At 39.1% G+C, this 14,705-nt stretch carries 15 protein-coding genes; 2 read left to right on the top strand and 13 right to left on the bottom strand.

The genetic code is table 11. The features are described from left to right. Positions 1-1,032: an endonuclease/exonuclease/phosphatase family protein gene (locus MS6x_RS02545; protein WP_482605209.1), complete on the top strand. Its 1,032-nt coding sequence runs from the start codon at positions 1-3 to the stop codon at positions 1,030-1,032. Here MS6x_RS02545 and MS6x_RS02540 read toward each other — a convergent pair. The 9 genes from MS6x_RS02540 to udk all read right to left on the bottom strand — a co-directional run bounded on the left by MS6x_RS02540 (position 1,006) and on the right by udk (position 7,919). After that, positions 1,006-1,329 carry a DUF6122 family protein gene (locus MS6x_RS02540; RefSeq protein WP_482605208.1) on the bottom strand — a complete coding sequence of 108 codons (324 nt, stop codon included), beginning with the start codon at positions 1,327-1,329 and terminating at the stop codon, positions 1,006-1,008. The genes MS6x_RS02545 and MS6x_RS02540 overlap by 27 nt on opposite strands. Further along, complete coding sequence (locus MS6x_RS02535; protein WP_482605207.1) at positions 1,322-1,954, bottom strand: WbqC family protein; 633 nt, start codon at positions 1,952-1,954, stop codon at positions 1,322-1,324. The genes MS6x_RS02540 and MS6x_RS02535 overlap by 8 nt, the downstream gene beginning before the upstream one ends. 2 nt (positions 1,955-1,956) lie before the next feature. Continuing rightward, positions 1,957-3,660, bottom strand: coding sequence for a signal peptidase I (gene lepB / locus MS6x_RS02530; protein ID WP_482605206.1), 1,704 nt, complete (start codon positions 3,658-3,660; stop codon positions 1,957-1,959). Positions 3,661-3,760: 100 nt separating this feature from the next. Beyond that, the gene (gene dapB / locus MS6x_RS02525; protein ID WP_482605205.1) at positions 3,761-4,462 is read right to left on the bottom strand and encodes a 4-hydroxy-tetrahydrodipicolinate reductase; all 702 of its coding nucleotides are present in this window, start codon (positions 4,460-4,462) and stop codon (positions 3,761-3,763) included. Between the two features lie 2 nt (positions 4,463-4,464). Then, positions 4,465-5,082: a DUF5683 domain-containing protein gene (locus MS6x_RS02520; RefSeq protein ID WP_482605204.1), complete on the bottom strand. Its 618-nt coding sequence runs from the start codon at positions 5,080-5,082 to the stop codon at positions 4,465-4,467. A 25-nt stretch (positions 5,083-5,107) separates the two neighbouring features. Then, on the bottom strand, positions 5,108-6,010 hold the full coding sequence (locus tag MS6x_RS02515; protein ID WP_482605203.1) for a ParB/RepB/Spo0J family partition protein: 903 nt from the start codon (positions 6,008-6,010) through the stop codon (positions 5,108-5,110). A gap of 1 nt (position 6,011) precedes the next feature. Continuing rightward, entirely contained in the window at positions 6,012-6,785 is a 774-nt protein-coding gene (locus MS6x_RS02510) for a ParA family protein (protein ID WP_482605202.1), read from the bottom strand. A 187-nt stretch (positions 6,786-6,972) separates the two neighbouring features. Then, entirely contained in the window at positions 6,973-7,305 is a 333-nt protein-coding gene (locus MS6x_RS02505) for an FtsB family cell division protein (protein ID WP_482605201.1), read from the bottom strand. Then, positions 7,305-7,919 carry a uridine kinase gene (gene udk, locus MS6x_RS02500; RefSeq protein ID WP_482607130.1) on the bottom strand — a complete coding sequence of 205 codons (615 nt, stop codon included), beginning with the start codon at positions 7,917-7,919 and terminating at the stop codon, positions 7,305-7,307. The genes MS6x_RS02505 and udk overlap by 1 nt, the downstream gene beginning before the upstream one ends. A 112-nt stretch (positions 7,920-8,031) precedes the next feature. On the opposite strand from udk, the gene MS6x_RS02495 reads away from it, so the two are divergent. Then, positions 8,032-9,249 (top strand): multidrug effflux MFS transporter, encoded by a 1,218-nt coding sequence (locus tag MS6x_RS02495; protein ID WP_482605200.1) that lies wholly within the window; start codon positions 8,032-8,034, stop codon positions 9,247-9,249. A gap of 3 nt (positions 9,250-9,252) precedes the next feature. On the opposite strand, the gene MS6x_RS02490 is transcribed toward MS6x_RS02495, so the two are convergent. Genes MS6x_RS02490 through MS6x_RS02475 form a run of 4 tightly spaced genes read right to left on the bottom strand, consistent with a single transcriptional unit; the run spans position 9,253 to position 14,689 of the window. After that, a complete protein-coding gene (locus MS6x_RS02490; RefSeq protein ID WP_482605199.1) occupies positions 9,253-10,329 on the bottom strand; it encodes an anhydro-N-acetylmuramic acid kinase in 1,077 nt (358 codons plus the stop codon). Between the two features lie 19 nt (positions 10,330-10,348). After that, a complete protein-coding gene (locus MS6x_RS02485) occupies positions 10,349-11,899 on the bottom strand; it encodes a glycoside hydrolase family 3 protein (protein ID WP_482605198.1) in 1,551 nt (516 codons plus the stop codon). Position 11,900: 1 nt separating this feature from the next. After that, positions 11,901-13,172: an MFS transporter gene (locus MS6x_RS02480; protein WP_482605197.1), complete on the bottom strand. Its 1,272-nt coding sequence runs from the start codon at positions 13,170-13,172 to the stop codon at positions 11,901-11,903. A 2-nt stretch (positions 13,173-13,174) separates the two neighbouring features. Then, positions 13,175-14,689 (bottom strand): glycoside hydrolase family 10-like protein, encoded by a 1,515-nt coding sequence (locus MS6x_RS02475; RefSeq protein WP_482605196.1) that lies wholly within the window; start codon positions 14,687-14,689, stop codon positions 13,175-13,177. Between the last annotated feature and the right edge of the window lie 16 nt (positions 14,690-14,705).

Genomic DNA, 14,705 nt, shown 5'->3' with positions numbered 1-14,705 from the left:
ATGAGGAAATTCTCTTCTTTAAACCGTGCCATATTTTATTTGAATTTAGTTTCTGCTTTGGCCCTCCTACTGGCCTGTCTAGCACCATATACAGATTCTGCAAGTCTGGCGTTCTTAAGTTTATCTGTTCCTTTATTGGTGGTGGCTAACTTAATGTTTGTGATATACTGGGGGATTAATAGACGTGCAAGGCTATTAGTATCCATTGTGGTGTTAATATATGGATATTTTACTATGGGCTCTTTTGTGAAGTTTGAAAGCAAAGCCAGCCCCAGGGTTCATGAGAACGCGCTTAAGGTAATGACTTATAATACGTTGTTTTTTAGAAGCAAAGAAGATGTATGGGGAAGTTCCGCAGGTGATAGTATTGTGAAGTTCGTAAATAAACAAGGGCCTGATATCGTTTCTTTTCAGGAGTTTGATTACCGGAAAATTGGCGAAGATTACTTTAAACAATTTCCATATCGATTTATTGACCATGTTTCCGGTATGCCAAAAACGGGGGTCTTACAGGCTATTTATTCTAAATATCCGATTATTGATTCAGGAGTGCTGGCTTTTCCAAATAGTTCCAATACCGCCATTTATAGTGATATCGTTTATCAAACGGATACCATAAGAATTTATAATCTGCACTTGCAGTCTTTAAGTATTAGGCCAGGAAGCATAAAACGGGAGCGATCGGATAAGTTGTTCGTAAGGTTGCGAAAATCTTTTAAAGGGCAACAAGAGCAATCGGAAATTGTTCGAGCACATATGGATTCTAGTCCATATAAGAATATCGTATCTGGCGATTTTAATAACAATCAATTTTCTAGTGTATATTTTAAGGTGAAAGGCGATTACAAGGATACCTTTCTTGAAAAAGGAAATGGTTTTGGTAGTACCATTAATTTTTGGCGATTTTCTTTCCGTATCGACTATATTTTGGTTGACCCCTCTTTTGAAGTCCTCTCTCATCAAAATTATAATATCAACCTTTCTGATCATGAGCCAATTATGGCTTCAATTAAAATTACTTCTGATAAATAAACAATCTACTATGTCCGCAACCATATGAATAAGGAAAGTGATGCCCCAAATACGCGTTTTTTTCACCATGGTTAACACGACATAAAGGCCTATGGCCCAATAAGAGTGCAAGGGATGAAAATTGATACTACAACGCATAGAATCAAAAATAGGCGTAGCTAGTATATGGTCTATGTCTAGAATTATCCCTGCCAATAAGATCAATGCAGCTTTTAGTCGGTATTCTTTAAAAAAGAAAAAGGCAATGAATAACGGAACAACAAAGTGAATGCCATAATGGAATAGAACCCTAAGCATTAGCTAGTACGAGTTTTGCCTCTTTTAAATAGGTGATAGCTTGTGGGCCTAAGTTGAATAAAAGATCTAGGATACTTAAATTAGATATAAAACCGTGTCTGTCTCCAAAAACTTGTACATATTCTGCTTGCGTTAACGTTATGGTATTCTTTACACTAATTAAGTGTCGGTAGTCTATTTCGGTTTCATTACCAAGCGTAAAGGTTTCGGTTTGTGCAGTAGGCATCTCTAACTGAAGACAATCGCAAATGGTCTCGATGGTTTTTAAGTTAAAGTCCATCAGGTATTCAAAATTGGTGTTGTACAGTGGTTGTATTTCATCTTCATAAAACTCAAAGAAGGGAGACGTTCTATAAGCAGTTTCTAGCGTTCGCCAGTGTTGACGTTGCCATGGATAGCTGTTATCTATTTGTACTTCCTTGTTACGTTGTTTTCCATTGCTTTGACCAACATGTGAAATGGGAACACTGAGTATATGTTTTCCTCTGTCGTTGCAGATATATGTCCTGTTTCTAAACGTCTGTTTTTGATAATTACCTTGTATTTCCCATACAATCTCATCGCTTTGTACGAAAGCGGTAAAGAATGCAATATTGGGAAAATAGGCAGGATACAGGATGGTCATAATTACGCTTCGTTGGATTTTTTACGCTTCCAAAGCCAGCTTCCTACAAAGTAAGCTACCAGTAGTATCAAAAAGTATTTGAAGTAGGATTGTGGTTCACCTTCGCCGTTAACGGTGGTGAAGATTCGGTTCCAACGTGGTCTCCAATTGGTAATACTTTCCGTAAAGTTGTCAAAACTCATCCATATAAATATAGGCGTACCAACAATATGATTTTCTGGCACGTAGCCCCAAGCCCTGCTGTCTTCTGAGTGGTCTCGGTTGTCTCCCATCATCCAATAGTAGTCCTGTTTAAAGGTATAGGAATTAACTACTTCATCATTTATCTTAATTTGGTTTCCGGAAACGCTAACCGTGTTCCCTTCATACTCTCTGATAATTTTTTTGTAGAGCGGCAGCGTCTTTAGGTTCAGGTCTACCGTAGTTCCTTTTTTAGGAATGTAAATTGGGCCAAGTTGACTATAGTTCCAAGGGTAATCAGGACTTTGTGGAAATAAGTTGGTGCCACGCATGCCTTTTGGTGTTATGTTTTGAACTACCGAATCAATACTTGAATCATTTCTTAAAAGAGTCACCATGTCCGATGTTAATGGCGCAACGCGTTCTCTATCTGTTACCTCTCGTAACGAGAGTCCGAATTTTTTGATAGTTGCAGGAGGAATACCTGAACTTTTTGTATACAATTCTAACTGGCCATTTTCTCCTTGATTATAGCCAAGTAGATACTGATTTATTACTTGTGCCTGTTGTTGATTTAATGGGTTGGATAGGTATTTTCTGGTAAAATCGGTTACTCCGATTTTATCCAATAATCGAGAAGAAACGCCCTTATTACTGTAAATTGTATAGTCAAACTGCGGTTTGGCGCTTCCGGGCAGCTCCAATTGTTTTCCGTTCACAAAGACATAGCCATTACGCACTTCTAACGAATCGCCGGGAATCCCTACACAACGTTTTACATAATTGGATTTTTTGTCTATGGGTTTTTTGACCCCAGCTTCCCGTTTAAAGAAGCGCCGAACCGTATCGGCAGGCCAACTAAAAACTACAATATCTTTGCGGTCTACCTTGGTAAAACCTGGAAGCCTAAAATAAGGTAGTTGCGGTTTGTTAAGGTAAGAAGGTACACCAACAACGGGCAAGGTATCATGTACCATAGGAGCTGCAACCGTAGTCATCGGTGTTCTGGCTCCGTAATGGAATTTACTAACAAAAAGGAAATCACCTACCCTTAACGTTCGTTCCAAAGACCCTGTTGGGATGACATAAGGTTGAATAAAATAGGTATGCACTAAGGTAGCTGCTACCACGGCAAATACAATAGAACTGACCCACTCTCCCATAGCTGTCTTTGGGTGCAAGCTTCTATCTTCTATATAAGTAACGTCCAAGGCATAATTGACATAATAGATGTAAAAGCCCAATGTAAAAATCACTAACCAAGATTCCAAGGTGCTATTTCTGCCATAACTACGGATGGTTTCTACCCAAATCACCGGAAACATGAGTAAGTTGATAATAGGAATAAAAAGTAGTATCACCCACCATTTAGGCCTATTGATAATTTGCATCAAAACAACAGCATTATAAATGGGGATAGCAGCTTCCCAAGATTTCCTTCCTGCCTTCACGTATAGCTTCCAAGTTCCTAAAAAATGGACGACCTGTACCAGGAGTATAAAAAGAATCCATTGTGTCCCGTTCATAGTGCTATTATTTTTTATTTAAACTAATGATGTTCGCGTATTGTGTCTTACATACGCTCTACGTGCCATTAGTAGTTTAATCTTTCAATTGTTACTTTTTTTAACCAAGGTTTAACACATCTCGCATGGTGAAAACACCTGTTTTTCCAATGATCCATTCGGCGGCAACGACAGCACCATTGGCAAATCCTTCTCTGTTGTGTGCGGTATGTTTTATGCTGATATTATCTACCATACTGGAATATTCCACTGTGTGGGTTCCTGGTGTCGTTCCAATTCTTTTGGAAGTAACGGGAATATGACCCGGTGCTTCTTCATTTAGTTTCCATGCTTCAAAATCCGAATTTGTAATAATACCCTCAGCCAAGGTAATCGCTGTACCGCTTGGTGCATCTAATTTTTGTGTGTGATGTATTTCTTCAATGGCTACTTCGTACGTAGCTAAACCTTTCATCATTTTGGCAAGATGGGCATTGAGTTCAAAAAAAATGTTTACGCCCAAGCTAAAATTAGAAGCGTATATAAAAGCGCCCTGCGTTTCTTTGCAAAGTGCTACGGCATCATCATATTTGTCTAGCCATCCTGTGGTTCCTGAGATAACAGGTGTGTTATTTTTTAAACACTTCGAAATGTTACCGAAGGCGGCTTCTGGCATACTGAAATCAATAGCCACATCAATGCTCCCAAAGTCTATTTCTTGGGTATCCGCATCAATTTTTGCTACGATTTCATGGTTTTTATACAACGCTATTTGCTCAATTAGCTGTCCCATTTTACCGTAACCAAAAAGTGCAATCTTCATGTTTAAAATTTAATGGTTAAGGCCATACCATAGTTAGGATTATTCGTGATTGGATTTAAGTCCAAATAAGGTTCAAAATCAAAGCTTAGATTGTCATCTACGTTAAATTGTTTTAGGTGTGCCGTTACATTCGCATCTATTATGTTTAATGCGTATACGGCAATTGTAAGAACTAACATCAAGTCTCTGCTTTCTTGAAATCGTTCTTGTTGACTTTCTAGATCTCCTATGTCCAAATCTGGCGCGGAACCTGGTGCGTTATCATCATTTAGGTCATAAAATTCATCATCTGTAAAACCAGCCTGCCTTCTTTTGAAAGCAGTTCGGAATCTTTGATAGTTGTCATTGTTCCAAGAATAGGCATAAATACTTCCGCCTAGCGCACCCCAAACAATGGGCGCTTTCCAATACTTTTTATTGTAAATCTGTCCTAAACCTGGTAATACTGCCGAGTAGAAGGCTGCTTTGCTTGGAGCAAGTGGATTTATGGCTTCCTTGCCAGCTATTAGGGAATCTAGAATGACAATATTCTCTTTCTGTAGGTTTTTTGATAAACTGTCTACCTCTTGATTAGCAGGTTCTTGCGTTTCCTGTGCTTTACATAAGCAGATGGAAAACATGCAGATAAAAAAAAACGGATGGAGTTTATGCACCGGTAATCAGCTTTTTAATTCGCTTGAATTCTTCTTCAGAATGAAATGGAATGGTGATTTTACCCTTTGATTTTCCTGTAGTGCTAATGGCTACTTTAACGGAAAGTCGCTCTAACAATTCCTGTGCCCCATCGTTTATAAATTTGGGCGTTTCCTTGGTCTTTTGATTAGCAGGTTTTTCCGTTGTTGCTTCTTTAAACGCTTTTACCGCATTTTCAGTTGCCCGCACGGAAAGACTTTGGCCAACAATTTTTTCGTATAAGGCAATCTGATCATCCCTGTTTTCAATATTCACCAATGCCCTACCATGTCCCATACTCAAAAATCCATCACGCATTCCTGTTTGAATAATGGGATCTAGTTTTAACAACCTCATATAGTTGGCAATGGTAGATCTCTTTTTTCCGACACGGTCACTCAATTTCTCTTGGGTAAGGTTGATCTCGTCTATAAGCCGCTGATAGGAAAGTGCAATCTCAATAGGGTCAAGATCTTGTCGTTGTATATTTTCTACCAGAGCCATTTCTAGCGACTCCTGATCGTTCGCTATTCGTATATAGGCAGGTATGGTTTTTAGTTGAAGTAGCTTTGAAGCCCTAAAACGTCTTTCGCCAGAAACAAGTTGATAGTTGTTGAATCCCAGTTTACGCACTGTAATGGGCTGTATGACGCCCAGCTCGCGAATAGAGGTGGCCAATTCCTGTAAAGATTCATCGTTGAAATTGGATCTTGGTTGAAATGGGTTGACTTCTATAAATTTTAAATCAAGCTCAATAATATTCCCAACAACCTTGTCCGCATTTTTATCGGATGCAGATTTAATATCGTTTTCAGGGTCATTCAGTAATGCAGAAAGACCTCTTCCCAATGCTTGTTTTTTTACCGCTTTTGCCATTTTAAACTGTCTGCTTGTTTTTCTTCACTACCTCGCTTGCTAAGTTTAAGTAGTTCGTTGCTCCTTTGCTTGAAGCATCATACTTAATAATACTCTCGCCATAACTAGGGGCCTCGCTAAGTCTTACGTTTCGTTGGATAATCGTTTCAAAGACCATGTCGCCAAAATGTTTTTTAACCTCCTCAACGACTTGGTTGGATAGTCGTAACCTAGAATCGTACATCGTTAACAGCATACCTTCAATGTCCAGATTTTCATTGTGTATGCGTTGAACACTTTTAATCGTATTCAATAATTTGCCCAGACCTTCTAAGGCAAAATACTCACATTGTATTGGAATAATTACAGAATCCGCTGCTGTTAAGGCGTTCAAGGTAATTAGGCCCAAGGACGGTGCACAATCTATTAAAATAAAATCATAATCTTTTTTAAGGTCTGTAATAGCCTTTTTCATCATATACTCCCGCTCGTTCTTATCAACCAACTCAATCTCTATGGCTACAAGATCTATATGTGCCGGAATTAAATCTACATTGGGAGATGATGTAGCTATAATTGCTTCTTTGGCCGTTTTAGTATGCTCCAAAAGCTGGTAGCTTCCAATTTCGACCTCTTCTACATTAATTCCTAAGCCAGAGGTAGCATTTGCTTGGGGATCTGCATCAATCAAGAGAACCTTTTGTTCTAGTACGCCTAGCGCTGCCGCCAAGTTTACAGAGGTCGTTGTTTTTCCTACCCCTCCTTTTTGATTAGCAATAGCAATAATCTTACCCATAAACATCATACATTAAGCCGCAAAAATACAATTATTTATGGCGCTAATGAAAGGATTTTGTTAACACTAGGTGAATAACCAATACATTATCGGTCAACCGGCGCTTAATCGTTTTTTAGGTATCTATGTTACCCAGTTTTTAAGTTCTTCGCGTTTTATGGCTATAAGGTAACTATCGTTAAATAGCCTATTTATGAGTGTCGGTTTTTAAACTGTCCTCATATTCGATGAGATAAATTTCCTCATTCTTTTTTTTAAGATAATATTCCTCTCTGGCAAACTTTTCCAACTCGTCCTTATTGGATAGTTTATTAATTATCTCTTTGTCCTTTGCAATCTCTTTCTTTAAAAAATCCTGAGTTTTTTCAAGCTTTTCTATTTCTTTTCTTAGTTCGTTGTGAATAAGAAGAGAATTGGTGTCAAAAAATATCATCCAGATTAAGAATACCGTCAAAACCATAACGTACATATTCGTCATGATTTTAAACCATTTCTGTTGTCTCAGTGTTTTGAGTCTCATTAGTTTTCTGCTAACCTTTCGTTGATAATGCTTCTTACGATGTCAACGGCAACCGTATTGTATTTGTTGTTCGGGATAATAATATCGGCGTATTCCTTGGTAGGTTCTATAAACTGGTCGTGCATGGGTTTTATAACGGTTTGATATTTTTCCAAGGTCTCGTCTAAATTCCAGCCACGTTCGTTTACATCCCGTTTTACTCTTCTAATCAGTCGCTCATCACTATCTGCATGAACAAATATTTTAATATCGAACATTTTACGTATGTCAGGATTCGCCATAATCAAAATTCCTTCAACAATCATCACTTTGGTAGGATGTGTAGGTACTGTTTTCTCGGTTCGGTTACATTCCAAAAAAGAATAAACCGGTTGTTCTATTGATTCTCCCGATTTTAAGGCGGTTAAATGACGTTCTAATAATTTGAAATCTATAGAGTTAGGATGGTCAAAATTCGTTTTTCTACGTTCTTCCAAGGTCAAGTGGGAAAGGTCGTTGTAGTAGGAATCCTGTGAAATAACCCCTACTTCTTGATTCGGGAGTTCGTTGATGATTTGATTCACTACGGTAGTTTTTCCGCACCCGGTACCACCTGCGATTCCAATAATAAGCATACTTCGAAAAATTTGATTCAAAAATACATATTTGAATGCCAATTTACACGGAAAGTTAAAAATCAAGCTGCAAGAAGATTAATAGAGGTGGAAATAGAAGTACTTTTACGCTATGCAAGACCAGCAGGTAAAACCAAATTTTGAATTTATCGCCCTAATGGCATCGCTTATGTCTATTGTTGCCCTGGCAATAGATGCATTGCTGCCTGCCATAGCGGAAATAGGAGTAAGTATTAACAGTTTGGACCCAACGGACAATCAGCTTTTAATCGTTATGATTTTTTTGGGGCTAGGTTTCGGACAGCTTTTTTTTGGGCCTCTTTCCGATAGTTATGGTAGAAAACCTGTGGTCTATATAGGTTTTGTCCTTTTTGCATTGGCCAGTGTACTATGTGTTCTGGCGCCCTCCCTGGAGTGGATGGTTATTGGAAGAATCCTGCAGGGTATTGGACTTTCTGCCCCAAGAACTGTTAGTATTTCTATCATACGGGATACTTATACAGGAGACTATATGGCTAAGATTATGTCTTTTGTTACCGCCTTTTTTATTTTGGTTCCAGTTGTAGCGCCAGCCATAGGCAAGCTTATTTTAGAAACCATGGGCTGGGAGGCTATATTTTATATGCAGCTCTTTTTTGCGTTGGTCGTGGGATTATGGTTTTGGAAACGACAGGTAGAAACCTTAAAACCTCAGTATAAAGTTCCCTTCTCCCTATCAATATTCATACAGGGAACAAGGGAGATTTTTAAATTTAAGGAAACGGTAGCCTGTACTATGATCTCGGGGTTTATTACCGGTTCTTTTCTGGTATACCTGAGTTCTGCCCAACATGTTTTTGAAGATCAGTATAATTTAAAGGATTCCTTTCCCTATATTTTTGCAGGATTGGCCATATCCATAGGATGCTCTACGTTCTTGAACGGTACGTTGGTGATACGCTTTGGTATGCGAAAACTAGCGCTGTATGCGTTGGTGCTTTTTACCGCGGTAGCCCTGTCATATGCGGTTTTGTTTTTTGGAAGTCCAAATCCTGGTTTGCCTATTTTGCTAGTTTTCTTGGCGTCCTTATTTTTTTGTTTAGGTTTCATTTGGGGGAATATGCGTTCTATAGCCATGCAGCCTATTGGCCATATTGCGGGCATTGGTGCGGCCATCACAGGGTTTATTTCAACCATACTATCCATACCCATTTCCCTTTATGTAGGTAGTTTTGTCCAGGATACGGTATTGCCATTGTTTGTAGGTTTGGGTACATGTGGATTATTATCCGTTATCATTTTCCTTTTATTCCGAACACATCCCGTACAAGTTCGTAGTGTAACCTTTTAGAGCCTAACTAGGAAGATAAAGGGTGCCGCTAGAAGAATCTCGCCCTGCCCCGGTTACCGAACTTAAAATATTTGTGAGTTTTTCTGCTCTAAGTGCTCCCATGAAGGCGAAAACCATTGCTTCTTTAAAATTAATAAGCTCTTTGCCGGGCACAACCACCTGGGTTTCCGAGCCTAGTTTTTTCATTAGCGTTTCAATTAGAAATGTATTTAGGGCACCGCCACCGGTAACCAAAACTTTTTGACCCGCTTTTATGCTATTCTGCTGTATCTGTTGCGCTATTTTTTTACAAATATGATGAACAGCTGTGTGAAGTAAATCTTCTGTCTTTGCATCCGTACCTTCTACTATGGGAACTACCTCTTCCAAAAACCACTCATATCCAATAGATTTTGGATGGGGTAGGAGGTAGTATTGTAATGCATTTAGTTTTTGAAGCATTTCTGGATGGCTACTTCCTGATCGCGCCAATGCACCGCCTTTATCAAATTCCAAATCAATTTTTCGTGTAATATAATTGAGAATCATATTTGCCAACCCGATATCGTAGGCAATTCGTTTCCCCTTAACTTCAAAGGATATATTGCTTATTCCGCCTAAATTCAAGCAAAAATCATATTCATTAAACAATAAATGATCCCCAATAGGGACTAGGGGAGCACCTTGTCCACCAAGGGCTATGTCATTTGTTCTAAAATCACTGATTACCTTTTGCTGGCTTGCGTTTGCTAGATGTTGTCCAGAACCAATTTGAATTGTAAAACCAAGTTCCGGCCTGTGATGTGTCGTATGGCCGTGACTAGCAATATAGTCTACCGAGAGTTGATGTTCTTCGATAAAATCATGTGCTTGTTCTCCTAACCAGGTACCGTAATTATTATGCAATTGAAACAGGTCTTCTACGCCCAACCGTATTGCATCTTTTAGCTCATTTTGTTGAGAGCTAGGATAGGCAATGCTTTTAGTATGTTGAATATCAAAAGTCCAGACTTCATTTTCTTCGCTAAAATGGCAATATGCCAAATCTAAACCGTCTAAGGAGGTGCCGGACATCAATCCTAAAATTTTATAAATTTTCATACCTTTTTGTTTAGCGGATTTATAATGATACAGGTGTTTTGCCCACAGCTTCCATTTGCCCTAAAAAATGTGCCGTAGCCACATCTTGGAATTCCTTAAAATCTTGGTAGGCAATAACGGTAGCTAAGGTCTCTTGTGTTTTTATTTCTCTCAAGGCCAAAGGGTTTCCAAAATGATAGAGTATGACATTTTTAGTAGTGATTAACTGATTAATATAGTTAAGTTCTTCATCTAGAAACCCAAAATTGTTCGTAGGTTTTACTGTTGGCGGTGTGAGGAGCAACAAAATATTCGTCTCTTCATGTACTTCTTTTTTCGTAGTTTCTAATGCGTTACGTATGTCTTTTGGTTCTGTTGCTTCTGAAAACCGCTTTATCGTTAACGTACAGTAATCGGTTTTTCTGAATGCTGCAATCTTAGCCGCAGTACCATGGAGTAATGTCAGGCTTTTTTCTGCCAATTTACGATTGAGGAGCGAGCAATTTTGGAAACCTAATTCTGAGCTCACCTGTACTTGCTTAAACGCTTTTTCCTTTAATTTCCAAATGCGTTCAAAACTCTCATCTATTTGTTCTACCCTTGTATTTTTAAAAATTGATTCAATACCTTCGGCTGTATGTTCTGCGAAACAAAGTACATCGTTTCCGGCATCGAAAGCCAACCATTCTAACATTCCTTTTTCAGGATAATGTTTAGAAACCGCATGCATATTCAGGGCGTCCGAAATTACCACACCGGTATAACCCATCTCGTTTCTAAGCAGGTCGGTGATAATTTCCTTATTAATACTAGAAGGCCGGTTGTCATTTCTAGTTAGATTGGGTACGGACAGATGCCCTGCCATTACGGAATCGACCCCTTCGTTTATGAGTAGCTGAAACGGAAACAACTCGTTTTCTAATAGCTCTTCTTTTGATTTTCCGATAATAGGAAGCCCTAGATGTGAATCTGTATCCGTATCTCCATGACCAGGAAAATGTTTTATGCTGGTAAGTATACCCTCGCTTTCCATTCCTTTTATAAACGCTTTTGCTTTTTTGTAAACGAGTTCCCGGTTCTCGCCAAAAGAACGATAACCGATTACAGGATTGTCGGGATTATTGTTAATATCCACAACAGGAGCCAAATTCCAATGTATACCAGCGGCTTTGCAGTCTTTTGCAATATTTACACCTACTTCAAATAATAATTCATCAGCATTTTGAATTGCACCTAAGGTAATGGCGTAAGGATATTGCGGTGTGTTTTCAATACGCATGGCTAGGCCCCATTCTGCATCTATGGCAATTAGTAATGGAAACTTCGCAACCGCTTGATACCGTTCAATTAGATTTTTCAATGTATCAAAGCTATTTTCGTTATAAACGACTTTTTTCTTGCCCTCATAATTGGTGGCCGCACTGGCCCGGGAGTGGAAAAAGCAAAGGCTACCTATGTTGTGGGTCGCTATCAGTTTTTCCAATCTTCGTATTTCAACCTCGGTATCGTTTATAAAGGCAGCCGGCATAAAAAGCTGCCCAATTTTTTCCCGTATCGTGAGTGTTTCCTTAATGGAAGCGAAATCTTTCATACTATTCGTCTTTCTCTTTTCCCTTTCCAAAATCTGCAGGGTATTCAATGTATCTCAGTAAAATAAATGCTGGTAATGCTGCTAAAACAACCCAGATAAAGAAACCGTCGTAACCTAGCCATTCTTGCATAAAACCACTAATCAAGCCAGGTAACATCATGCCTAAAGCCATAAACCCGGTAGCCAATGCATAGTGAGACGTTTTAGAATTTCCTTCTGCAATGTAAATTAGGTATACCATAAATCCTGCTATGCCAAAACCATATCCAAATTGTTCTACAACGACGGTACCGATTACTGCCCATGCCTCGGTACTTCCCGTAATGGCTAACAAGGCGTACAGAGCGTTCGGGGCATTTAGTGAAATAAGCATGGGTAACATCCATTTTTTTAATCCGTCCTTAGAGATTAATATGCCACCTAAAATACCTCCAATAGTCAAAAATACGACACCAATCGTACCGTATATAGTACCAACTTCGGATGTGCTATATCCAAGCCCACCAACAGATGTGGGGTCTAGCAAGAAGGGTGACGCCATTTTTACCAATTGCGATTCACCCAATCTAAAAAAGAGGATGAAGGTGATGGCCATAACCATTCCCGGTTTTTTAAAGAAGGAGACAAAAACTTCTAAAAAGCCTTTTGGCTTTTCAAGAAAAATCGCTTCGGAACTTTCGAATTTTGGTGTTACGAAAAAGTTGGTTAGCGTCATCAACAGCATAATTGTACCTGCGCAAATCATGGTATATGACCAAGCTTTGGTATTGTCGCCGTACTTATTTTCTAGAAATCCTGCGAGCACCACCAATAACCCTTGGCCGGTGACGTTAGCGAGTTTGTAAAATACACTGCGCATTCCCACAAAAAAGGACTGTTTGTCTTCTGTAAGACCTATCATGTAGTAACCATCGGTAGCAATGTCATTGGTGGCAGAGGCAAAAGCTACCATCCAGAAGCAAGCAAGACTGGTTACAAAAAAAATGTTCGTTGGCAAGCTTAACCCAATTGCCAACAGGGCTACGGATGCGAGTAACTGCATGCCCAAAAACCAATTACGCTTAGTACTCTTTAAATCAACAAATGGACTCCATAACGGTTTTATTACCCAAGGCAAGTATAATAAGCTGGTATACAGGCCTAAGTCAGAATTGCTAAACCCTAATCGCTTATACATGATTACCGATACGGTAACTACCAGTGCATAAGGTAAACCTTGAGCAAAATAGAGTGTGGGTACCCAAGCCCAGGCCCATTTGTTTTTTTTTATCATGTTTAGTTGATTTTGTTTGGCTGGATTAGTATTGGAGTACTTTCAATGCCATACCTATCTAAAAATGTGATGGCAAGATAACGATTAGAAGCTATGTTTTCGCTAATAGTGAGTTGTCCGGAGCTACCTTTGATATTTACTTTTTCTTCCAATTTCTTCATTGGGTACCCCATTTTTACTTTCCTACCTGCGGTGTAAATAAGGGCATAGGACATCTCGTCTATACCATTAAATAAAAGCTCTAGGATTTTCCCATTTTTGGAGCTTGAAATTAATTTTAAATTGCCGTTATCAGTTTTGGTATTGTTAATAGCCGTAGGCGTTAGCGCAGGTAAACGATAGTATTTCTTTTTTAAGTAGTCTACCACATCTGGATTATTGTTCATCAAGGATTTTGCGCTAAAAAGAATATTTCCGGAAATTTCAGGAGTTTTGCGTGCCAGAGTCATTTGGTTAGGTAGTTCTTTTTTGCCTTCCCATGCCGCATCACTATTGTTCCTTACCTTATACGCGCCGTTACCTATATAAAGATTAGTGTTGTAACTGTTCTTAGACCACCAATCCACAATTTTTCTATGTGAGGCTACGGGTAATTCCATGCTCCAGTAGACTTGAGGGGCTAAGTAGTCTATCCAATCGTTTTGCATCCAAAGCAGTGGGTCCGCATATAAATCTTCATAGGTGGTCTGTCCCGCTTGGGTATCCGAACCACGAGGGTCGGTAGAACTGTTTTTCCAAACCCCAAACGGACTGATACCAAATTGCACCCATGGTTTTATTGATTTAATTGTGTTGTTTACATCTCGTACAAGAGAGTCTATATTGCTTCTGCGCCAGTCATCTAAAGATTGATTTGGTTGTGCGTAGGTTTCATAGGATATAGAATCTTGAAATTCCAAATCTTTGATTTTGTAAGGATAGAAATAATCGTCAAAATGGACGGCATCTATATCATACCCTTGAACTAGTTCTGCTATTACATCGGAAAAGTGGTTCCGAACCTCTGGAAGCCCCGGATCGTAATAGTACTTTTTACCATAGGGTAACATCCACTCAGGATTTGTACAATAATCATGGGTATTGCTAAGGATGTCAATATTCATATCAAACGTAGCCCTATAAGGGTTTAACCATGCGTGGAACTCCATTCCCCTTTCATGCGTTTGTCGTATCATCCATGCTAAGTTGTCTTCGCCCCAATCTGCGGGCTTGCCTTCTTCTCCCGTTAAGAATCGCGACCATGGAGCAAAATCGGATTTGTAGAAAGCATCTCCTGCCGCACGCACCTGAACTATAATTGCATTATAGTTGAGATCATCATAAAAATCTAAAATATCCAAAAAATCCTTTTGCTGTTTTTCTGGGGTATCTGTCCCGTTTTTTGGCCAGTCGATATTGACAACAGTAGCGACCCACACCCCTCTAAACTCTCTTTTGGGCTGCGGAATTATAGGTTGCAGTATTCCGCAGGAATTAAATAGGAATAAAAATGACAAAAGGAGCAGGAAGTGTCGCATGCGTAATATAAAAAAG

The organism is Maribacter sp. MS6, from assembly GCF_056839185.1.
This window is presented reverse-complemented; position numbering and strand designations above follow the sequence as displayed.